At 35.7% G+C, this 22,532-nt stretch carries 22 protein-coding genes; 12 read left to right on the top strand and 10 right to left on the bottom strand.

Annotated features, from left to right (window positions below):
• Both ACEWK1_RS13640 and ACEWK1_RS13635 read left to right on the top strand, forming a co-directional pair.
• On the top strand, positions 1-703 hold a 703-nt coding region (locus ACEWK1_RS13640), incomplete at its 5' end, for a hypothetical protein (protein ID WP_416636376.1).
• 263 nt (positions 704-966) lie between these two features.
• A complete protein-coding gene (locus ACEWK1_RS13635; RefSeq protein ID WP_212136006.1) occupies positions 967-2,991 on the top strand; it encodes an ATP-binding protein in 2,025 nt (674 codons plus the stop codon).
• 31 nt (positions 2,992-3,022) lie between these two features.
• On the opposite strand, the gene ACEWK1_RS13630 is transcribed toward ACEWK1_RS13635, so the two are convergent.
• Together ACEWK1_RS13630 and ACEWK1_RS13625 are read right to left on the bottom strand one after the other, a co-directional pair.
• On the bottom strand, positions 3,023-3,544 hold the full coding sequence (locus tag ACEWK1_RS13630; protein WP_212136007.1) for a hypothetical protein: 522 nt from the start codon (positions 3,542-3,544) through the stop codon (positions 3,023-3,025).
• Positions 3,545-3,628: 84 nt separating this feature from the next.
• The gene (locus ACEWK1_RS13625; protein ID WP_232273653.1) at positions 3,629-3,934 is read right to left on the bottom strand and encodes a 4a-hydroxytetrahydrobiopterin dehydratase; all 306 of its coding nucleotides are present in this window, start codon (positions 3,932-3,934) and stop codon (positions 3,629-3,631) included.
• 295 nt (positions 3,935-4,229) lie between these two features.
• On the opposite strand from ACEWK1_RS13625, the gene ACEWK1_RS13620 reads away from it, so the two are divergent.
• Positions 4,230-7,802 carry a CheR family methyltransferase gene (locus tag ACEWK1_RS13620; RefSeq protein WP_212136008.1) on the top strand — a complete coding sequence of 1,191 codons (3,573 nt, stop codon included), beginning with the start codon at positions 4,230-4,232 and terminating at the stop codon, positions 7,800-7,802.
• Here the strand turns inward: ACEWK1_RS13620 and ACEWK1_RS13615 are convergent.
• Both ACEWK1_RS13615 and ACEWK1_RS13610 read right to left on the bottom strand, forming a co-directional pair.
• Entirely contained in the window at positions 7,785-8,414 is a 630-nt protein-coding gene (locus tag ACEWK1_RS13615) for a hypothetical protein (RefSeq protein WP_212136009.1), read from the bottom strand. The two genes, ACEWK1_RS13620 and ACEWK1_RS13615, sit on opposite strands and share 18 nt — an antisense overlap.
• A 24-nt stretch (positions 8,415-8,438) precedes the next feature.
• Positions 8,439-9,095, bottom strand: coding sequence for a cobalamin B12-binding domain-containing protein (locus tag ACEWK1_RS13610; protein WP_212136010.1), 657 nt, complete (start codon positions 9,093-9,095; stop codon positions 8,439-8,441).
• Between the two features lie 533 nt (positions 9,096-9,628).
• On the opposite strand from ACEWK1_RS13610, the gene ACEWK1_RS13605 reads away from it, so the two are divergent.
• The 6 genes from ACEWK1_RS13605 to ACEWK1_RS13580 all read left to right on the top strand — a co-directional run bounded on the left by ACEWK1_RS13605 (position 9,629) and on the right by ACEWK1_RS13580 (position 14,946).
• Positions 9,629-10,582 (top strand): ABC transporter permease, encoded by a 954-nt coding sequence (locus tag ACEWK1_RS13605; RefSeq protein WP_121664537.1) that lies wholly within the window; start codon positions 9,629-9,631, stop codon positions 10,580-10,582.
• Entirely contained in the window at positions 10,572-11,525 is a 954-nt protein-coding gene (locus ACEWK1_RS13600) for an iron chelate uptake ABC transporter family permease subunit (protein WP_098798663.1), read from the top strand. The genes ACEWK1_RS13605 and ACEWK1_RS13600 overlap by 11 nt, the downstream gene beginning before the upstream one ends.
• Positions 11,522-12,289 (top strand): ABC transporter ATP-binding protein, encoded by a 768-nt coding sequence (locus ACEWK1_RS13595; protein WP_121664539.1) that lies wholly within the window; start codon positions 11,522-11,524, stop codon positions 12,287-12,289. Before ACEWK1_RS13600 ends, ACEWK1_RS13595 begins: the two co-directional genes overlap by 4 nt.
• A 216-nt stretch (positions 12,290-12,505) precedes the next feature.
• On the top strand, positions 12,506-13,552 hold the full coding sequence (locus ACEWK1_RS13590) for a siderophore ABC transporter substrate-binding protein (protein WP_121664540.1): 1,047 nt from the start codon (positions 12,506-12,508) through the stop codon (positions 13,550-13,552).
• Between the two features lie 137 nt (positions 13,553-13,689).
• On the top strand, positions 13,690-14,271 hold the full coding sequence (locus ACEWK1_RS13585; protein WP_162987540.1) for an NAD(P)H-dependent oxidoreductase: 582 nt from the start codon (positions 13,690-13,692) through the stop codon (positions 14,269-14,271).
• Between the two features lie 93 nt (positions 14,272-14,364).
• Positions 14,365-14,946: a class D sortase gene (locus tag ACEWK1_RS13580; RefSeq protein ID WP_396653828.1), complete on the top strand. Its 582-nt coding sequence runs from the start codon at positions 14,365-14,367 to the stop codon at positions 14,944-14,946.
• A gap of 60 nt (positions 14,947-15,006) precedes the next feature.
• On the opposite strand, the gene tatC is transcribed toward ACEWK1_RS13580, so the two are convergent.
• The 4 genes from tatC to ACEWK1_RS13560 all read right to left on the bottom strand — a co-directional run bounded on the left by tatC (position 15,007) and on the right by ACEWK1_RS13560 (position 18,585).
• Positions 15,007-15,723: a twin-arginine translocase subunit TatC gene (tatC, locus tag ACEWK1_RS13575; RefSeq protein WP_285842869.1), complete on the bottom strand. Its 717-nt coding sequence runs from the start codon at positions 15,721-15,723 to the stop codon at positions 15,007-15,009.
• Positions 15,724-15,822: 99 nt separating this feature from the next.
• Complete coding sequence (gene tatA / locus ACEWK1_RS13570) at positions 15,823-16,053, bottom strand: twin-arginine translocase TatA/TatE family subunit (protein WP_121664544.1); 231 nt, start codon at positions 16,051-16,053, stop codon at positions 15,823-15,825.
• A gap of 20 nt (positions 16,054-16,073) precedes the next feature.
• On the bottom strand, positions 16,074-17,507 hold the full coding sequence (locus ACEWK1_RS13565) for an alkaline phosphatase PhoX (protein ID WP_232273652.1): 1,434 nt from the start codon (positions 17,505-17,507) through the stop codon (positions 16,074-16,076).
• 178 nt (positions 17,508-17,685) lie between these two features.
• Entirely contained in the window at positions 17,686-18,585 is a 900-nt protein-coding gene (locus ACEWK1_RS13560) for an RluA family pseudouridine synthase (RefSeq protein WP_212136011.1), read from the bottom strand.
• A gap of 168 nt (positions 18,586-18,753) precedes the next feature.
• Here ACEWK1_RS13560 and ACEWK1_RS13555 point away from each other — a divergent pair, with 168 nt between their 5' ends.
• A complete protein-coding gene (locus tag ACEWK1_RS13555; RefSeq protein WP_212136012.1) occupies positions 18,754-19,158 on the top strand; it encodes a DUF5365 family protein in 405 nt (134 codons plus the stop codon).
• 58 nt (positions 19,159-19,216) lie between these two features.
• Here the strand turns inward: ACEWK1_RS13555 and ACEWK1_RS13550 are convergent, their stop codons facing one another.
• Together ACEWK1_RS13550 and ACEWK1_RS13545 are read right to left on the bottom strand one after the other, a co-directional pair.
• Positions 19,217-19,687, bottom strand: a complete 471-nt coding sequence (locus ACEWK1_RS13550) for a thioredoxin family protein (protein ID WP_212136013.1) — start codon at positions 19,685-19,687, stop codon at positions 19,217-19,219.
• Between the two features lies 1 nt (position 19,688).
• On the bottom strand, positions 19,689-20,120 hold the full coding sequence (locus ACEWK1_RS13545; protein WP_121664549.1) for a disulfide oxidoreductase: 432 nt from the start codon (positions 20,118-20,120) through the stop codon (positions 19,689-19,691).
• Between the two features lie 256 nt (positions 20,121-20,376).
• Here ACEWK1_RS13545 and ACEWK1_RS13540 point away from each other — a divergent pair, with 256 nt between their 5' ends.
• Together ACEWK1_RS13540 and ACEWK1_RS13535 are read left to right on the top strand one after the other, a co-directional pair.
• A complete protein-coding gene (locus ACEWK1_RS13540) occupies positions 20,377-20,781 on the top strand; it encodes a CBS domain-containing protein (RefSeq protein WP_373995133.1) in 405 nt (134 codons plus the stop codon).
• 165 nt (positions 20,782-20,946) lie between these two features.
• On the top strand, positions 20,947-22,485 hold the full coding sequence (locus ACEWK1_RS13535; protein ID WP_121664551.1) for a bifunctional GNAT family N-acetyltransferase/carbon-nitrogen hydrolase family protein: 1,539 nt from the start codon (positions 20,947-20,949) through the stop codon (positions 22,483-22,485).
• Positions 22,486-22,532: the final 47 nt, after the last annotated feature.

Raw genomic sequence — 22,532 nt, 5'->3', positions numbered from 1 at the left:
ACAGGTGGAATCGGGACAGAAAAGGTCCTCCAGCAGGAAGATGTGTCTCGATACAGGTGGAATCGGGACAGAAAAGGTCTTCCGTCAGAAAGATGTGTCTCAATACAGGGGGAATCGGGACAGAAAAGGTCTTTCAGTAGGAAGATGTGTCTCGATACAGGGGGAATCGGGACAGAAAGGGTCCTCCAGCAGAAAGATGTGTCCCGATACAGGGGAAATCGGGACAGAAAAAATCTTCCGTCGGAAAGATGTGTCTCGATACAGAGAGAATCGGGACAGAAAAGGTCCTCCAGCAGGAAGATGTGTCTCGATACAGGGAGAATCGGGACAGAAAAGATCCTCCAGCAGAAAGATGTGTCTCGATACAGGGGGAATCGGGACAGAAAAGGTCCTCCAGCAGAAAGATGTGTCTCGATACAGGCAGAATCGGGACAGAAAAGGTCTTTCAGTAGGAAGATGTGTCTCGATACAGGGGGAATCGGGACAGAAAAGGTCCTCCAGCAGGAAGATGTGTCCCGATACAGGGGGAATCGGGACAGAAAAGGTCTTCCGTCAGGAAGATGTGTCTCGATACAGGTGGAATCGGGACAGAAAAGGTCCTCCAGCAGAAAGATGTGTCTCGATACAGAGAGAATCGGGACAAATCCGTGAGAAAAGAGTTGTAAAGAGTCTCGATACTAAGATAATCGGGACAAATCCGTGAGAAATGATCAGCAAAGAGCCTCGATATAAGGGAATCCAGATGGAGCTGGTGTTAATACTCGAATCACCTATCGAAAAACGCATGAACTACTGAATATCACACCCTACAGGTACTCTAACACTAGGTATCTCGAAAACACACATTGGTTCAAATTATAATAAACTCTACTATTAAAACCTACGAACTATTGTTCCGCCAAATAATCCCATATGATATAATTGAAAAAAACGCTTGGAGTGATTTCTATTTTTAAGCTGGAGGAAATGTTTGATAGCGGTAGCTCCTCTTATTTAGAAAGAGAAAAGAGGAGATTAACAGAATTATATAAACTGGACCTCATCAATACTCCAAATGAAGAGTCATTTGATCGCATTACAAGGTTAGCTAGTAGGATCTTTCAAGTTCCTATTTCATTAATAACGTTATTAACTGAGGACAAACAATGGTTTAAATCATGCGTAGGTCTCACAGGTTCAATTTTAGAAGAGAGGTCAACAGAAAGAGAGGCAGCCTTCTGTCAGTATGTTGTTTTAGATGGAAACCCATTAGTGATTGAAGATACACTGGAAGACCATCGCTTTAAACATAATCGATTAGTGAAAGAACATCAAATCCGTTTCTATGCTGGTGTACCAATTATTACGAAGCAAAACAATATACTAGGGTCTTTGTGTATTATTGATGTGAAACCAAGAACGCTTAGTGAAGATGAACTTAATAACTTGATCGATTTGAGTTATTGGGTAAAGACAGAAATTGAGTTAAGATCAGACATAATCGAGAGAACGCTGAGTGAACAGTCAATTAGAAGCTTATATGAAATAACGAGCAATAATGACTTAAGCTTTGAGCATAAATTAAAAAAGTTATTAAGTATAGGTTGTGAGCGCTTCCAGTTGTCAGATGGAAATATTTCAAAAATAACTGGGAACCATTATGAGGTTATCCAAACAACAGATTTAACAGAAACGATAAATGTTGGAGAAGTCATTTCTCTAGATGAAACGTGTGCTGGGATGGTTAGGGAACGTTTAACACCAGTACATATAAGTCAGTCTGCACCAATTCATAATCAATCGATGATAAGAGAGTATGTGGGTGCACCAATATTTGTTCATGAACAATTTTACGGTACTTTTTGCTTTTATGATATTCATCAGGGATTTCGTACAATATCCAACTCAGACATTGAATTCCTACAATTGATGACACAGTGGGTTGGCAATGAGCTGGAACGAAGAATTGCTGAGAAAAAGCTAAAGGAAACTCAAGAGAGATTCGAGCAAATTGCTAATAACATTAAAGAAGCCTTTTGGATAGTTGATATTCAAGAGAAAAAGCTACTATATATGAGTTCTGCATGGAAAGAAATCTCAGGCAGAACAGGTGAAGAATATAATTTAGATCAGACACTCTGGGAAAGATCCATTCATCCTGATGATCGTGAGTATGCATTGGAGAGATTTGGGAATGTGCATGAAAGAGTTGAATTTGACTATAGAATAATTCACACAGACGGTACAATACGTTGGGTGAGAAACCGAATTGTACCAGTGTATAATCCAAACGGTCATCCTTATCGAATTGCGGGTGTAGCTGAAGATATTACGGAGAAGAAACAAAATCAGGCTTTAGTGAGGAAATCAGATAAGCTAACAGCTGTAGGTCAATTAGCGGCAAGTATTGCACATGAAATACGAAACCCTTTAACAAGTATAAAAGGATTTATGCAGCTGAAAGATGGCTATTCCTATCCATACAAGGAATTAATTCTAAGTGAGCTTTTACAGATGGAAGATTTCGTAAATGAAATTCTTGTTCTTGCAAACTCTCATCTTGGTACTAAGCGTGAACAAAATAACATCATAGACCTCCTTCAAGAGGTTTTACGTACAAATGAGGAGTTAAGCAGAATGCTTAATATTACTTTTTGTATCAAGTGTCATGCTAGCCTATCTATACCATGTGATTTAAATCAAGTTAAGCTTGTTTTTCAAAATTTGATTAGTAATGCAATTGAATCAATGCCAAAAGGTGGCATGATTCATATTGAGATTGGGATAGAGGATGAACGATATTTGTATATTGCGGTGGCTGATGAAGGTGTAGGCATTTCACCAGAACGAATTCCTACGCTTGGAGAACCTTTTTATTCTAATAAGGAAAAGGGTAGTGGACTTGGGCTGATGATAAGCTATAGAATCATCCAAAATCATAAGGGGAAAATCTTCTTTACTAGCGAGCTTGGGAAAGGAACAACAGTTAAAATCCTATTACCTTTAGAATAACTAAAAGGAGCGATAATACGCTCCTTTTAGTTTATTTTTTTCTTTGCGGAGTTCTTTCATAAGTAGGCGATTGTGGAAACATATTTCCTGTTGGTCCCGGAAGAGGTCCTTCAAAATTAGGATACCCCGGATAAGAGCTGCCATCAGGTCCTGGAAGAGGTCCTTCAAAATTAGGATACCCCGGATAAGAGCTGCCATCAGGTCCCGGAAGAGGTCCTTCGAAATTAGGATATCCTGGATACGAGTTGCCGTAAGGCCCAGGAAGAGGTCCTTCGAAATTAGGGTAGCCTGGATAAGAGTTACCATAAGGCCCAGGAAGAGATCCTTCAAAATTAGGATAAGTATTTCCGACAGGGTTTGGGAATACTCCTCCATAGTTTGGATTATAGCTATTCCCTATTGGTGATGTTACTCCCTGATAAGGGGTACCGGTACCCGGTGTTGGATAAAATCCGTTACCATACATTGTTCCAGTTGCAGGAGATGCACCGTAGTTCTGCATAAATCCTGGTTGATAAGGAGCGTAATGGTTTCTTCTAGGGTAAAAATTCATGTGTTTTTTCCTCCTCTATAGGAATTCCTTAACTAACCTATGCTGTTAACTAGATTTCGCTACAAGGAAAGATGAGGAGAGATACTAAAAGCTAATTGAAGAGGGATCAATAAATAACTGATCAATCTTATGCGCTAATTCGAAATCTAATTTTGTTAAACCTTTTGCAGCCCATGATGTGTAGGTAATAAAAACGGCTTTATACTGAATCTCAATAAAAGGGTGATGATCTGCTTGCTCAGCAAGATATCCTACCTTTGAAACAAAATCTATTCCGGCAAGATAGTCCTTAAATATGTATTTTCTAACGATAGAACGCTGGTCTTTTAATTTCCATTGTTGTAAAGAAGAAAGTAGTTCTTCAATCTCCTGGTCTTCTAATCGCTTCAATTCTATACCTCCTTTCCATAATGTCATACTATTTTCTCTAAACATATGGCAATTCCTTCTTGTAGATAAAACTAGAAATTTAGTCGTAGTATAATATAAATAGAACAGAGCAAAAGAAATACATTATGGTATATCCCATCTGTAATAACTGTTATGATAGTAGAATGATAAAGAGGTAAAGTAATAAAATGCTTAATTAATTTAACTTAATTAAGTATTTTTCTTTGTTAATCAACAGGATATCAATTTATTGTTGTCGAATTGGTTATGGGGAATTGTTTAAGGAGGATACTAGATGTCAAATGCACCAAATGGGCAATTAGAACAGGAACATGAAAAGGGTGAACTTGATACACCATATGTTGTAGGAATTGGAGCCTCAGCTGGAGGTCTTGAAGCCATAGAGCAATTTTTCCAAAGTATGAAATCTGACATAGATGCAGCATTTGTTGTTGTCCAACATTTATCTTCTAAATATAAAAGCTTTATGCCGGAACTACTCAGAAAATATACAAATATGCAGGTTTTTGAGGCAAAGCAAGGGTTGGAGGTTAAGCCTAAAACCGTCTATTTATGCCCACCCAATCACTATATTACTATAAATAATAAAGGGCAGTTACATCTAGAGAAATATCATGAGAGTCAAGTAGTGAATTATCCAATAGATACGTTCTTAACATCTATTGCTTACTACGCACAAAAGAGAGCAATCGGTGTGATCTTGTCTGGTAAAGGGACAGATGGAACAAAGGGCTTAAATGATATTCACGAAAGAGGCGGACTTTGCGTTGTTCAGAATGAGACAGCAAAGTATATGGATATGCCCGAAAGCGCAATCAAGTCAGGGGTTGGAGATTACGTCATTAATCCTTCAGTGATGTCTGAGCATATTCAAAATTATATCGAAACAGAACCCGTGGATTTTAAAGAAACAACATTAAACCAAGTGTTAATGATGATTCATAAAAAAAGTGGTATTGATTTTACCATGTATAAGAAAAACACTGTTATCCGAAGAATCGAACGTAGAATGAGTTTATTGGAAGAATCTTTCCTTAATCTTGAGGACTATAAAAACTATTTGCTGGAAAATCCTAGGGAAATTCGTTATCTTCAAGAAGATTTACTTATTGGTGTGACTCACTTTTTTAGGGATACTGATGCATTTTACTATATGCAGAATACTCTCATTCCATCAATGATTAGTGAGAACTTGCAGCGAGGCCGAAATAAGATGAGGATATGGGTAGCCGGATGCTCATCAGGTCAGGAGGCATATTCTTTAGCTATTTTATTTAATGAAGAGCTGGAAAAAAGAGAAAGTGATATGGATTTGCAAGTGTTCGCCACAGACATTGACCGTGATGCTGTTAAGTTCGCAAGTCAGGGCTGCTATTCAGAGCAAATCGTCTCAATGATCCCAAAACATCTACTAATTAAGTATTTTGATAAACAAGGCAGTGATTATCAGGTAAAAAGAGAAATCAGGCAAAAAATTGTATTTGCCCCTCATAATATGACGAAGGATTCTCCATTTGTTAATTTAGACATGATAAGTTGTAGAAATGTCATGATCTACTTTCAAACAGAGCTTCAGCAACGAGTATTGTCATTGTTTCACTTTGCACTAAAGGAGAAAGGCTATTTATTTTTAGGGCCAAGTGAAACGATCGGTAAACTCTCAAATCTTTTCTCCTCTGTTAATAGCAAGTGGAAAGTTTTTAGTAACCAGGTTTCTGATAACCAACATTTTTCCCAAGCATTGCTAGCTCCTAAGGAAATCTCCGGAGATAGTGAGAGAAGAGGTACTGAACACTTACGTGACACAAACAGGTATCAGCACCCAGATGAACTGTATTATTCACTCATGGACGATCTGTTACCTCCGTGCATCGTAATCAATGAGCATAATGAGGTAATTCTTTCTTCCGGTAATGCAGGTGAGTATTTAAACCTGCCAAAGGGAAAGGTTAACTATAATATTTTTAATATGGTTCCAACAAACCTATCTGTTGCCATTGGAACAGCTATAAAAAAGGTTCGTGAGGAATTAAGAGAGATTAAATATAAGAATCTTTTAATCAATAAAAATGAAAGCAAACAGGTGAAACTAGTTGTTAAGCCTTTAGAAAATGTAAGAAAGGGATATGTTGCATTATTCATAAAAGATCATATGCCTGACTCTACAACTATAATCAAAGCTGATTCTATGACATTTGATCAGGATTCTGCCTATAATCAAAGAATCTTTGACTTAGAGCAGGAGCTTTATTATACAAAGCAAAGTCTTCAAACAACGATTGAAGAATTAGAAACATCAAATGAAGAGCTTCAGTCAACAAATGAAGAATTAATTGCTGCGAATGAAGAACTCCAAAGTACAAATGAAGAAATGCAATCCGTTAATGAAGAATTAATTACAGTTAATTCTCAGTATGAAAAGAAAATTATTGAACTTACGGATCTTAACAATGATATGGACAATTTGTTGATTAATACCAATATCGCAACCATTTTCTTGGATAAGAAATTAAATATTAAACTTTATACTCCTGAGGTTATGAAGCTCTTTCATGTTATTAATCGTGATATTGGGCGTCCAATTTTTCATATATCACATCGATTAGAGTATGAAACATTGATAGAAGATATCCAAGATGTGTTAATGACAACGAAATCAATTATAAAAGATCTACCTGCAAAAGATGGAAAATGGTATAGTGTCAAAATCATGCCTTACCGTACTAGTGACAATATTGTTGACGGAATTGTGATGACATTTATTGATATCACTAAAATTAAGAAGGTAAATCGAGAGCTTCAATTGAGTATGCAGGCTATTGAACTTAGCCCGGCAAATACAGTGTTTACAGACTTCCAAGGGAAAATAGAGTATGCGAATAGTAAATTTGCAGAACAACTTGGGTTAGAGGTTAAGGATTTAATCGGACGTAAGTTAAAAGATATCTATGCAGAATATTATATTGATAGTGATTTTGATTCTCATTGGAAAAAGGTGCGTGCTGGTGAAAAATGGTCTGGTGAAATATCCTATACAGCTCGCGATGGAAAACAATATTGGGAAAATCTCGCATTAATACCGGTTGAAAATGAAGATCATGATGTTGTTCAAATTTTAAGGGTAGGAGAAGATATAACCAATAGAAAAAGCTCTGAGCAAATGTTGATAAAGTCTGAAATGCTCTCAGCAATTGGACAGCTGGCAGCTGGCATTGCACATGAAATAAGAAATCCTCTAACTTCATTAAGAGGCTTCTTACAGCTAATGATCCAAACCAACACATATCGTAAGGAATACGCTGAAGTAATGATGACTGAGTTTATTAGGCTGGAAGAGATCATTAACGAATTTTTAGTACTATCTCGACCAAAGGCAGCGGCTTTTCAGGATGTTAATATTAATAAAATCATTCAAGATGTTTCGAAAATTTGGGAAACACAAGCCATTCTTAATGACGTTACAATCGAAACATATAATGACCCATTTATTTTTACCATCCAAGGAATTGAGAATGAGTTAAAGCAGGTTTTTATTAATATTGTAAAAAATGGAATCGAGTCGATGGAAGGCCGCCCAGGAAATTTAAAGATTGAAACACGTAAACTGGATAGTGGAGAGGTACTTATCCGCTTTGAAGATAAAGGAAAAGGAATTCCAAAGGAACAGCTTGAGAAAATGGGACAGCCTTTCTACACAACCAAGGAAAAAGGAACAGGTTTAGGTTTAATGGTTAGCTTTAAAATTATTGAGAGTCATAATGGGAAAATAGTCTTTTCAAGTGAATTAGATAAAGGCACAACAGTTGAAATTACGTTACCTTTATCTAACTCAGTCGAAGCGGTCTAAAAGAGGCATCAATGTTAAATAGAAATCGATTGAAGAGCGCAGCTCATTTAATTCATCAATAATGACTTCAAAGTGAGCACTTTTTCCACTTTCAATGATATCGGGGCGAAGGAGGCTGAGTAAATCCTGTATTTTCTCAAGCTTCCTTGGAAGGTCCTTCATATTATCAGACGAACTTATTAAATTATATATATCTGAGTCTGTTAGAAACGGCTGAAATAATGAAATAATTTCTTTTCGATGATCCTGTTCAAATTGATCTTGGTCAGTCACTGTTAATTGTTCTCGAAGCATATTAACCTGGTGGCTGACTTTTTTTAGATTTTCTCTTAAAGGAATACTTACCACATATAATAAACCTTCATGATTTTGTTTAATATATAGTTCAAATAATTCTAATGAATTTTCAATTGTAATCATATTTGCTTCAAATTTATCTTTTTCCTTTGTGGATAGGAAATATTGGACTTTGTTTCGGCTTTCTTGATCAACAAGGTCAAGGAAGTTTTTAGATTTAGAGAAAATTTGATGTGACATTGAAGATGAATCTATCACATCAAGCTGTGAATTTAAAACAAAAACAGGTACAGGTACGTTTTCAAGTGCGTACATTTGCACACCACACCTTCTTAAAAGTTAAGCTTCAATCCCAATAAGTTGGCCATTAATAAATGCCGTTAAGTTTTCCAGATTAGGAACTATGAGTGTTTGATTAGATATGAACTTTGATAAATCATACTTTTCTGCTAGTCTACTTCCGAGTATAATCGTCGGCTTATGATCTAGCATTTCAAGTGTTTGAATGTATTCTGGTAGATTTTTTAGATGATGTGAAACTGTTACTGATAAACAAATCACATCAGGCTTAGACTTATTTGCATAGTAAATGGCATGTTGTAACGGTAAATTAGGACCTAAATATTTTACATTCCAAGAGTTTTGCTTGAAAATTGATGCTGCCATCTTTATTCCAACATAGTGCTCTTCACCTTCAATACAGAATAGCATAACCTGCTTTTGACTTCCTATCACTTGCTCATCATTCTGATCTAAGTGAAAATCGAGCTTTGTTAAAACATAATCAGCTGTTCCTGTAGCTAAATGCTCATCAGCAACACTGATTTCATCAATTTCCCATAAGTAACCTATATAATATAATGCTTCCTTTATAACATTTTCATAGATGTAGAGGGGGGTAAATCCTTCATGTAAGAGCTTCTCAATTATTTTAAATGACCTTACGGTGTCACCAAGTAAAAGAAATTGAGCAAACTTCTTAGTTAAATCAGTCATGTATGTCAGTCCTTTCTGATTTAATCTACCTCCTATTATACTCTTTCCTTCATTGTTCTTCATCTTTTAATAAGAAGAAAATAATGGTGAGTTTCGTAAAGTTATAAGACGAATTAGGTTACAGAAATCATTTATACTTTCCCTATTTTCGAATCTCTTAAACTAGTTTTTATAAAAAAGAGCATGTCAGATTCTCCTCCTAATACTTTAATTAAAACTTATCGAGTTTAATTTGTGGCGAAAATGTGGACGTATTTAGATAAATTCCATAATTTGAAATATACATCTTTTCTCAATTTGTTTTTTGTGATACATTAATTATTGTAGTTGATAATCAATCTCAACAGGTGTGAATCGTAGATAAATACACGTTCTTTTTTTTATCATTTAATGATAATGATTATCATATGTTAATTAAGTGTGAGAGGGCTCTTGGTTTGTCATACTTTTATTTACATACTTGATAGATTCAACTTGGAATAATAATTGGTTCAATTGTTGTACTAAGAATAAATAGGTTATGAGGGTTTCAAATGAGATTATGGATGCTAGGAATTGCAGCTATCGTCCTGTCTTTTATTTCGCTTTTCATCGGAGCAATTGATATTACACCAATGGACTTGCTTAATTGGGATTCAGACGAAACACATATTTTCCTAATAAGCCGAATTCCACGTTTAATTGCGATTATATTAGCGGGGGCAGGGATGAGTATTGCCGGCTTAATTATGCAGTCTTTAAGCCGAAATAAATTTGTATCACCAACAACTGCTGGGACATTAGACGCAGCAAGGCTAGGTATTTTAATTTCAATGCTATTTTTTACGAATGTAACATATACCCAGCAAGTTATTTTTAGTTTTGCTTTTGCATTGGCTGGAACATTCGTATTTATGCAGATTTTGGATCGTATAAAATTTAAAGATGTTATTTTTGTTCCATTAATTGGAATTATGTATGGGAATATTTTATCTTCCATTACAACCTTTTTAGGGTATGAAGCTGATCTACTTCAAAACCTCTCTTCCTGGCTTATGGGGAGCTTTACTTTGATTATTTCTGGTCGCTATGAACTTTTATATGTTAGTATTCCAGCCGTTATTTTAGCTTATATTTATGCGAATAAATTTACAGTAGCCGGAATGGGAGAAGATTTTGCGAAGAATCTAGGCTTAAGTTATAAGCTGATTCTAAATATTGGTCTTATTCTTGTTGCAATTATTTCAACAACAGTTGTTCTCACTGTTGGGGTTATTCCATTTTTGGGACTAATTGTACCAAATATTGTTTCTCTTTATTTAGGTGATAATTTACGCAAAACAATACCACATACCGCGGTATTGGGGGTTGTTTTCTTATTAATATGTGATATTTTAGGGCGGATCATTATTCACCCTTATGAGATTCCAGTTAATGTAACAGTGGCAGTGATAGGCAGTGCGATCTTCTTAACGATGCTACTTAGGGGGAGAGCATATGCGAAATAGAACAAAACTGATTTTATTAGCAGCTATTGCTATTGTATGTATCTTGTTTTATGGCTTTTACGATATAAAGGGCGGCTTTGACTATGCCTTTCCAAAGCGTATGCTCCGAGTTTCAGCAATGATTGTAACTGGTATTGCCATCTCTTATTCAACTGTTGTATTCCAGACAATCACACATAATCGGATTTTAACACCTTCTGTTATGGGACTTGATTCGATGTATCAAGTCGTACAAACATTAATTTACTTCTTTGCGGGTTCCATGTCAGTTTGGGTGTTAAATAAATACTTAAACTTTGGTGCAGCAATTCTTGCAATGGTAGTGTTTGCAATGCTTTTATATCGCTTTTTGTTTAGGGCTGATAAGCATCCAATCTATTTTCTACTATTAATAGGGATGATCATAGGTACACTTCTTGGAAGTTTGGTAACATTTCTACAAGTATTGATTGATCCAGTTGAATATTTAAGTCTTCAAAGCCGTTTGTTTGCAACCTTTACAAACGTAAAGGCTGAGTTGTTGTTTATCTCAATTGGTATTCTATTCTTTGCGTTTCTTTATGGCTACCTTATTATGGGGAAACTGGATGTTATGTCACTTGGCCGGGAAAATGCTATGAACCTTGGTATAAACTATGACAGTATGGTTATGAGAATTTTAATTTTATCTTCTGTTTTAATCGCAACATCAACAGCGCTTGTTGGACCAATTACATTTTTTGGACTAATTGTTGCAAATCTTTCCTATCAATATTTGGTCACATATAAACACTCTATTCACATAATAGGTGCGAGTTTAATTAGTATTATTGCACTTGTTGGTGGGCAATTCCTTGTGGAGCATATCTTTGAATTACGCACAACGTTAAGTGTCATTATTAACTTTATCGGTGGAATTTACTTTATTTATCTATTACTTAAGGAAAGTAGGGCAGCAGGATGATTGAAATCAAAGGATTAACAAAACAATTTGGTAAAAAGCCTGTTGTAGAGGATGTTTCAGTTACGATCGAGCCGGGAACCATTACATCGTTTATAGGGCCGAATGGAGCTGGTAAGTCAACACTTCTTTCTATGGTGAGCCGCTTATTAGAAGCAGATACAGGTGAAGTACTACTCGACCAAAACAATGTGAAGAAGTGGAAGTCCTCAGAATTTGCGAAGAGAGTATCTATTTTAAGGCAAGCAAACCACCTAAACGTTCGATTAACAGTTCGTGAGTTGGTTGCGTTTGGTCGCTATCCGTATTCGAAAGGACGTTTAACAGCTGAAGATGATAAATTTGTTGATCAAGCGATTGATTATATGAATTTAGCAGATATGCAAGACAAATTTTTAGATGAATTATCAGGCGGTCAGAAGCAAAGGGCATTTATTGCAATGGTCATTGCCCAGGACACTGATTATGTCTTATTAGATGAGCCTTTAAATAATTTAGACATGAAGCATTCAGTTCAAATTATGAAAATTTTACGCAGATTAGTTGATGAACTTGGAAAAACAGTTGTTATCGTTTTGCATGACATTAACTTTGCATCCGTTTATTCAGATCGTATCGTTGCATTGAAAAATGGAAGGCTGATGAAAAACGGGCCGACTCATGAAATCATAAATTCTGATGCCTTACGTGAAATTTATGATATGGATATTCCTGTGCAGGAGCAGAATGGATGCAGAATTTGTGTCTATTTTAATTCACATACGTAAGAAAATTAGATAAACAAGGTTAACCTAGAGAAATCAATTAGATTTCTTTAGGTATTGTTCATAAATTATTGTCATATTTTTGATAATTTAGAAAAAAAAACTAATAAACTCTTAAAAAGTTATTGACTAAAAACTATTAATAGATCATAATGATAATCGTTATCACTGATAATGATTATCATTAACGATAAAGACTATAAAAGGGAGAGAAAAGACATGAGAAAAACAAATTTATTAATTGCATTGTTAGCAGCTATGGTATTAATGCTTGCTGCTTGTGGTTCTAACGATGAAGCTTCAACAGAACCTACAAAAAAAGAATCAACAGAAACTGCTGAAGCAGAAGGTCAAGAAGAAGCAGCAGCAGGAGAAGAAGGTCCAGCATACCCAATGACTGTATCTCCAACAGTTGCTGTAAGTGAAGGTAGAGATGGAAGTTCAACTAGTTTTGAAGATGTGGAATTTGAAAGTATGCCTGAAAAAATTGTTGTGTTCGATTATGGTTTCTTAGATACACTAGATGCACTAGGTGTTGAAGGAATTGTAGGGGTTGCAAAAGATACTAGCCTGCCAGCTCACCTTGAAAAATATGCTTCTGATGAGTATAAAAGTATTGGTAGCTTGAAGGAGCCTTTACTAGAAGATATCGCTGAAATGGCTCCTGATGTAATTTTTATCTCTGGTCGTCAGTCAGCATTCTATGAGGAACTAAAAGAAATCGCTCCTGTTGTGTTTGTGGGTACTTCACAAGATGACTACTGGAACACATTCTTATCTTCAGTAGATTTAGCAGCAAAAATGTTTGGTAAAGAAGCTGAAGCTGAAGAATACACAGCAAAGTTCGATTCAGCTTTAGAAGAAGTTAAAGCATTAGCTGGAACCTATGAAACTTCATTAGTAACAATGTACAATGAAGGTAAATTATCGGGCTTCGCATCAAACTCTAATTTTGGTTACATTTATAACATTTATGGTTTCAAACCAGTAACAGAAGATATCGAATCTTCATCACACGGTTCTAATTTCGGCTTCGAAGCAATTTTAGAATTCAATCCACAGGTATTATTTGTCATTGATCGTACAGCGGCAATTGGCGGCGAATCTAATATTGATGCTGATATGGAAAATGATATTATTAAGAAAACAGATGCTTATAAAAATGGAAAAATTGTTTATCTAGATGGCCCACTATGGTACTTAAGTGGTGGGGGTTTACAATCTGAGCTTGCCAAAATTGAAGAAGTGTTAGCTGAATTAAAATAATAATGAAAAGGACTGTTTAAAATGGTAGTGAAAGCTATCTTTAGACAGTCCTTTTTTGTTTTTGCTAAATTAATTAAACGTTTGTTTAATATATCCTTGGTAATATCATACTAGTAGAAAATGCTATGGAGGCTTCAATGAAAACACTTATTATTTTAGCACACCCTAGTAAGAATAGTTTTAATGCTTCCATTTCTTATGAGGTGGAAATGCACTTAACCAATAAAGGTCATGAGGTAAGAGTTCGTGATCTATATGCATTAAAGTTTAATCCTGTTTTGGAGGAAGATAATCATACTAATTTTTCCCAAAATAAAATATCGGAAGAAATCATAGAAGAACAAAAGAAAATTTTGTGGGCAGAAAACCTTGTGTTTATCTTTCCAACATGGTGGTGTGGTATGCCTGCAATCTTAAAGGGATACTTCGATCGGGTGTTCACAAATGGATTTGCCTTCAGGTATGAGCATTTAAAGGGTGCTGAAGGTTTACTCAAAGGGAAAAAATGTGTTGTGTTTCAAACAACAAGTCAAACGGAGGACTTTATGAAGCCAAATCAGCTTATCGCATCAATGGAAACTTCTATGGATGTTGGCATTCTAGATTATTGTGGATTAAATGTTATCACACACAAATTTTTTTATTCTGTACCGAATGTAGACAAGGATGCAAGAGAAAAAATGCTTAAGGAAGTAAAAAGTATTGTAGATATTTTATAATTTATTAATCTTATCCAATCTACTAAGTCGCTTATTATAGCAGTACCTAACTATGTTATAATTTATATAACATTAAAGGAAAGCGTGGTAGTGATCGTGAAAAAGCTATCATATTTATTAATTGTTATTGGATTAGGAATCGTAGGCTATGCAGGATGGGAGATTTTTGATACTAAAATGCAAACATCGAATTCGTTAGCTGAAGCGAAGTCGATTGTAGAATCTGCCCCTGATAAAGAAATATACAAAGAGGAAGATGGTACGTTTAAACCGCCGATAGGTGAGGCAATTGGAATCCTACATATTCCAAGATTAAATGCGGACTTGCCAATTGTAGAAGGAACAGACCCTGATGATCTTGAAAAAGGCGTTGGCCATTATAAGGGAAGCTATTATCCTAATGAAAATGGACAAATTGTTTTGTCTGGACATAGAGATACCGTTTTTCGTAAAGCGGGTGAGTTAGAAGTTGGTGATACATTTGAAGTTATATTACCGTATGGAAATTTTGAGTACGAAATTACCGAAACGAATATCGTTGAAGCCGACGATTTAAGTATTATTACTCTTCAAAATGAGTATGAAGAGCTTTTAGTGACGACTTGCTATCCATTTAGCTATGTAGGAAATGCTCCACAACGTTATATTATTTATGCAAAAAAGAAAGAAGTATAATAAGAAACGATTTAGTATGTCATGCGACTGTGCTAAATCGTTTTTTATATTGTAGGTGTTTTATTGTGCCACTTGCTCTGATTCATGAATTAGCTTTTTTCGATAAACTATTTTTGATAATGTAACACTAAATTCATATAAAAGAACTAACGGTACAATAACCAGAATATCTGATATGAAGTCTGGGGGTGTAATAAGTACCGATATAACGATTAAGAAGAAATAAGAAATTTTTCTTGATTTTGCAAGCCTCTGTGGATTAATAATCCCAAGTCTCGTTAAAAACATAATAATAGCAGGCATCTCAAATAAAAAGCCAAAGGGTACGGTTAGATTAATCATGAATCTAAAGTATTTATCCACTGTGAAAAATGTTTCGAACTGATCACCTGCAAGTGATTGGAGAAAGGATAGGACAATTGGAAACAGTAGAAAATACCCAAATGCGATTCCTGAAATAAACAAAATGAAGATACCGGGAATAAAAGCTAACGTTACTTTTTGCTCTTCTTTTCTGAGACCAGGCTTAACAAAAAGCCAAATTTGAAATGCAGCAACAGGAATTGTAAATGTAATCGCGCTGATTCCTGCAATAGCCATGTAGATCCATAGAATATCACCAGGACCTAAGATTGCTAGTTTATCATTTAGATCTTTTACTAAGAAATGATGAATATCTTGAACGTATAGGAAAGAGATGATGAGAAAAAGAAGAAATGAAGCTAACGTAATAATTACCCTTTTTCTTAATTCACTTAAATGATCAACAACGTTCATTTCAGTAAGATCCACCTTTTACAACCCCTTTCAGAAGCCCGTATTTCTCGAATGATAAAGAAGTAAGCAGGTATGGGACCTGCCTACTTCTACTGTTTATTAACTACCTGTTTTACTATTAGGTCTCTCAATAGCTTGTAGCTTTGAGTTTTCTTCTGCTTTATCGTCTTCTTTGTTATCACCATTAACTAGATCATTTGTGGCTTTTTTAAATTCCTTAAGCGTTGAACCAAAGGCTCGTCCAATCTCAGGAAGTTTTGAAGGTCCGAAAATAATTAGTGCAATAACTAAAATAATGATTAATCCGGGAATTCCAATATTTTGTAGCATCTATCTTCCTCCAATTATCATTAATCTAAATTTACTCCATGACGCTCAAATGCTGCTGCTTCTAGAACAGACATACCTTGCGCCTTTGCAGCCTCAGCGGTTCTTTCTGAGAGTTTTGGTGCAAGATTTGCAGGAGCAGCATAGGACATTTCTCTAGCGCGTGCAGCGTTTCTGCGTTGGAACGGTCCCCAAATGGCAAAGGTCATACCAGGGTCTTGGATATTAACAAAAAGTGTGTTTCCATCTGGTGAGAAGATTGGTCCTGCAAATTCAGCATCATTGAAACTGTTCGCCGCAAAAGGATAAACTTTTCCTTCTGGAGTAATTCCCATAATGCGGTCTTGTCCATTCCCATCTTCTACAAACCAAAGGTCACCCCATGGCGTACAGCAGATATTATCTGGATATTCCATGTTCTGCGCATCATTTCCTTCATAGAAAAGCTCTAATGTATTCGTATGAGGAACGTATCGATAAACGCGTCCAAGTTTTTTGTCACCAGCAGATGTGTCATCAAACCAGAAAACACCCTCTTGGAAGAACGCACCCTCAAGTCTACTGAATTCAATACATTTTTTTTCTTTAGCTTCCTCACGGCACCAATGAGGATCTACTTCCTTCCATACAAGCTTAAATGTTTGCCCTGTTTTAAAGGTGCTTGCTGATGGATCAGTTACAGCTTCAATTGCTGCTGCATATAGGGTACCGCCTTTTTGTAATGATCCTGGTTTTTGGCTTAAGTCATTAGGTATAAAACGATAGAGGTAGCTTGGGCTTGCATCTTCGGTTAGGTAAACATATCCTGTTGAAGGGTCGATTGCACAAGCTTCGTGAGAAAAGCGTCCCATTTCCTTGATTGGCGTTTTGGACAAGTCGTTTTCTGGTTGAAGTGGGTCTACCTCGAAAACATATCCGTGGCCTTCTGAACGGTTTTCTTCACAAGTTAACCAAGTGCCCCAAGGTGTTGCTCCTCCGGCACAGTTTCTGATTGTTCCTGAAGATGTAACATATTCCTTTTTCACCTCGCGATTTGGACCTACAACTAAAGCTGATGTACCACCTTGAGCATTAGGGTCATAAGGGTTTTTTCCAAATGCTGGACCTGTAGATAACTCATGATTTCGTACAAGAATTGTTGTATTGTTCGGACCTTCAAATGCAGCCATTCCATCGAACTTTCCAGGAATAACTGTTCCGTCTGTCATTAACTCGCCTTGTCTGGAAATAATTTTGTAATGAAAACCTCTAGGTAAATCGAGAATTCCATTTGGATCTTTTAATAATTCTCCATAACCACCAAATCCAGATGTAGGTTTACCTTTAGCCTGGCTCGGTGTAGCATTTCCTACTGATAGTAACCCAGTAGTTCCTAAAGACAATGCAACTGTACTCATTCCTCCAACCTTTAGAAAATCACGACGATTCATACTTTTAAATTCTTTGTTTTCGGTCACCTGAGATTCCCTCCCCATAATTTTGGAGTCAGTTCATTGTTGTGTGTCTATGTACAAACTATCAGTCTTACGTAAACGGAATGTGAAAATTATGTAAATAATTGATGAATTCTGAAAAATGGTACAAAAGAACCGTATCTATACAAGTGTGTTAATTGTCATAGATACGGCGGACTATTTATTCAGGTAATAAAGAGAGGATATCTTGTGGAAACGTAGCTTCTACTTTAATAGATTTGTGCGAGATAGGATGAGTTAGAGAAATCTTTGCAGCATGCAAAGCCTGTCGCTGTAAGAGTTTTTTGTCTCCACCATAAAGGGTATCTCCAATGATTGGATGACCTATTGAACTTAAATGAACGCGGATTTGATGAGTTCTTCCTGTTTCAAGTTGTAGTGATACAACGGACAAGTTTTTCTTTTGGTCATAATGTTCTGTGTGATAGTGTGTTACCGCACTTTGTCCCTTTGGTGAAACTCTTCTTCGTGTAGGATGATGGCGATCCTTACCAATAGGCTTTTTGATCACACCATTTGGTGGAGACAATCTCCCATTTACAATTGAGATATATGTACGTTTAATCTTTTTGGTCTGAAGCTCTTGATCTAATAGAGAATGGGCTAAGTCATTCTTTGCAAAAACAACGGCACCAGAGGTATCTCTGTCAAGACGATGAATATGTCTTACTCTTATTTTAAGTCCACATGTTTGGTAATAGTAAGCTACGTTATTTGCCAGAGTGCCCCTCTGATTTGCCTCATTGGGATGTGTATCAATCCCAGCTGGTTTATTTACAATCAGTAGGTGATCATCTTCATAAAGAACCTGTATTGCATGATTCTCTGGTATGACTCCATAATCTTCTTCCTTGAATATATGTAGGCATAATTGATCATCTTGGAGAAGTTGATGATTCACGTCTGCTTTATGATTGTTTTTCATAATTGCTGATGTGCTGTTCCACTTTTGAATAAGAGCCTTTGAAGCGCCAAGCTTTTGAGATAATATGTAGAATACAGTGTTGTTTGCCCAGTCCGCTGGGATATTTATTTCGAGCCATTCACCGACACGTTTCATGAAGGTCACCTTTCCTTTATTGCATGTTTTGTGTAAAGAAAAGTATACAGAACAATGAATGGATGTACAATCTAGTTCCGGTAACACTTACCTCTAAAATGTTGTTATAGACTATGGTATGCTTATTACAGCTAATAAAAGGTTAATAGGAGAAAAAGGGTGATATAAGTGAAGGTTGTTGTGGCGTCAACGGACGAACAAGAAAACCACATAGCGGAGTTAGTTGAACAACTGTATACCGAAATATTTCCGAGGTTTTTTCCAGATGATGAAATTTTGGAATTAAAACAACTAAAAGTGCTTCAGCCGCAAGCATCTGATCAGGTATACAATGGGACATTAAAAGATGCATTTCAAATTATTTCAAGCCTTCAAGCATTGATTGCCGTTCTTGACTTAATTAATGATTGTAAAGATGAAAAAGAATATGAAGAAATGTTTGAGCGGAATAGCCAGAACTTAAATGAATATGGTTATTTCTTTCCTTTGTCCTTTTCTCAATTTAAACATGCTGAGAGTAGGGAAGGGAAATTTAGTCAATTCATTAAGCCAGCTAATCACTACATGATCTAGGTAGGTCTATTGAAAAAGCACGGAATCACACTTGATGTGTGATTCCGTGCTTTTTTCATTACTCAGCTTTCCATTCATTTAATAATGAACGAAATGCTTCTTCTGTATTTGATCCTTCTGAACGTGCTACTTCTTTACCATCTTGATAATGAACAAGAGTTGGTGTTCCCGTAATATTGTATTGTTCCCATGCATCTTCAAATTCTAATAAATTCAATTGATGAATCTCGACACCCGCCTCTTCTGCAACCGGCATTAACACAGGGGTTGTTGCTTTACAATGTTCACACAAAGGGCTGAAAAAGTAGACAACAGTATCTTCTTTGTTTTCTAATTTCTTTTCCAATTCATCTGGAAGAATAATGTTTTGATAATTAGGGTCATCGAGTTGATCAATTGTTGCGGGATCAAGATCACTCTTTCCGTACACATTTCCTTCAGCTTTTTGATTGTTTTGATATGTTGTCACAAATGCTAGTCCACCAAAAAGGATTAAAATAACTGCACCAAAAATAAGAATTTTTTTCATCTTATTTACCTGCTTTCTTTAGAATTAATAAACTTGTAATAAAAACAATTGTAAACCCAATTAGTGCTAAAAAAGGAATGGTTATAAAACCTAGCCAATTTATATACTCACCTGTACAAGGAACAATTCCGCATGAGACAGAATTTTCTCCTAAAAATGAAACCTTTTGGACTCCATAATGATAAAGAGAGATACATCCTCCAACTGCAGATAATATAAGTGTATAAAGAGCAATACCTGCATCCTTTTTATAAACACCAATTCCTAAAATAATAACTAAAGGATACATAAAAATTCGTTGATACCAACAAAGCTCACATGGAGTGTATTTTAATATTTCAGAGAAGTAAAGACTTCCTAATGTAGCAATAAACGATGCCATCCATGCTATTGATAATAAATTTTCTACTTGCTTTTTAGTAGAGCTCGACATATCATCCCTCATTCACTAATTTATGTACCATTAAATTATAAATGTTTAGGTAATAGACTGTAAAAGAATTCAATAGAAAAAATGGAAGTAACAGGGTATTTTTTGAATTTTCCTTGAATTCGAGGTATTTTTGTCCTATTTTTTGATTATTTTAAGATGGATATTCTTTATAAAAACTTCTAATTATAATTCCTTTTATCTAATCCATACTAACTTTGAAAGGGAGGGATGAGTCTTGAATACAATTCAAGAGTGTATGACAACAAGTGTTGCAACTGTTTCTTCTAATCAAACGATTAAAGAAGCAGCAGAGTTAATGAGTCAAAATAATGTTGGTTCTATTCCTGTTGTTGATAATGGACAATTAAGAGGAATTATTACTGACCGTGATATTACTCTTCGCTCAACTGCTGAGGGACTTGATAGCAATACATTAGTTTCTCAAGTCATGTCAACAAACCTTGTATCTGGTCACACAAACATGTCAACTGAAGAAGCGGCAAAGGTGATGGCTCAACATCAAATTCGTCGACTTCCAATCGTTGAAAACAATCAATTAGTTGGGATTGTAGCATTAGGTGATTTGGCAACAAATCAAATGTCCGACGAAGCAGCTGGACATGCTTTAACGAATATCTCTGTACCGAATAAAACAAATTAGGATGAAGAGGCCGACACTGTTGGCCTCTTTTTGGTCATTATATCTTCTAATTATGTATAAAATAAATAACATAAGCTAAAGGAATGAATTATGTTTTTAGAAAGAAAATAAAGGGTAATAGTCACTATTAGGTATGTTCAGCAAATAAGATAAAGGAGTAACAATATGTCCGAAAAGCTAGATTTATCCAAATTCGAAAAGAAGATGATTATCCGAAATATTGAGGAAAGTGACATAGATGCGATCATCAAGCTTCAATCGAAGTGCTTTCCTGGGATGGAGCCTTGGAAGAGAGAACATTTAGAAAGTCACCTTGACCATTTTCCAGAGGGTCAATTCTGTGCTGAATTCGAAGGGAAAATCATCGGATCATGCTCAAGTTTATTATTGAATTTTGATGAATATGATGACCGACATACATGGGATGACATAACTGACAATGGTTATATCACGAACCATGATCCTGACGGCTATAATATGTATGGAATTGAAGTAATGGTACATCCCGATTACAGACGTATGAAAATTGGTCACCGCTTATATGAGGCAAGAAAAGATCTTGCAAGACGATTAAATTTAAAAAGTATTATTATTGGTGGTAGAATTCCTAATTATTATAAATATGCTGATGAACTTTCACCAAGAGAATATGTTCAGCAAGTTTCCTTACATAAAATTTACGACCCTGTTTTGTCTTTTCAGTTATTAAACGAATTTACACTTATGAGGATTAACCCAAATTACTTATCAGATGATTTGGCTTCATACCAATACGCAACTTTAATGGAATGGAATAATGTTGATTATCAACCGAATACAAAACGTTTTTATAAAACGTCAAACCCTGTCCGGATTTGTGTTGTCCAATATATGATGAAGCAGATAGATTCTTTTGAAGAATTTGCTAAGCAAGTGGAATATTACACAGATGTAGCATCAGATGCCGGTTCAGATTTTGCTGTGTTCCCTGAAATATTCACCACCCAACTTATGTCTTTCCTAAATGAACGATCACCTAGTAAAGCGATTCAACGGTTAACAGAGTTTACAGAAGAGTATATTGAATTATTTACTGAACTGGCTGTCAGGTACAATATAAACATTATCGGCGGATCACATGTAGTTGAAGAAGAAGGGCGAATTTATAATATTGCTTATCTTTTTAGACGTGATGGAACCATTGAAAAGCAATATAAGCTTCACATTACCCCAAACGAAAGGAAATGGTGGGGAATTAGTCGTGGAGATCAGGTTAAAGTCTTTAACACAGATTGTGGGAAAATTGCCATACAAATCTGCTATGACATTGAATTCCCTGAGTTAGCAAGAATTGCCACAGACAAAGGGGCAAAAATCATCTTTACCCCGTTCTGTACAGAAGATCGTCAAGGATACTTGCGAGTACGTTACTGTGCCCAAGCACGTGCGGTGGAAAATCAAATTTACACAGTTATTGCAGGTACAGTAGGAAATCTTCCGCAAACTGAAAACATGGACATTCAATATGCACAATCTGCTATCTTTGCACCTTCTGACTTTGAATTTGCTCGTGACGGAATTGTTGGTGAATGTAACCCAAATATTGAAATGGTCATTATCGGTGATGTTGACCTTGAAATATTAAGACGTCAACGCCAATCAGGAACAGTTAATCAATTAAAAGATAGAAGAAAAGATATTTATTCGATTACTTATAAGAAGTAATTGAAAAAAGCCAACTCACTTGGGTTGGCTTTTTTGGCATGTGAGTT

The sequence above is a fragment of the Metabacillus sp. YM-086 genome (assembly GCF_048059995.1).
GTDB lineage: Bacteria > Bacillota > Bacilli > Bacillales > Bacillaceae > Metabacillus > Metabacillus litoralis_B.
The sequence above is the reverse complement of the archived record's forward strand: the minus strand, read 5'-3'. Positions and strand labels throughout refer to the sequence as shown.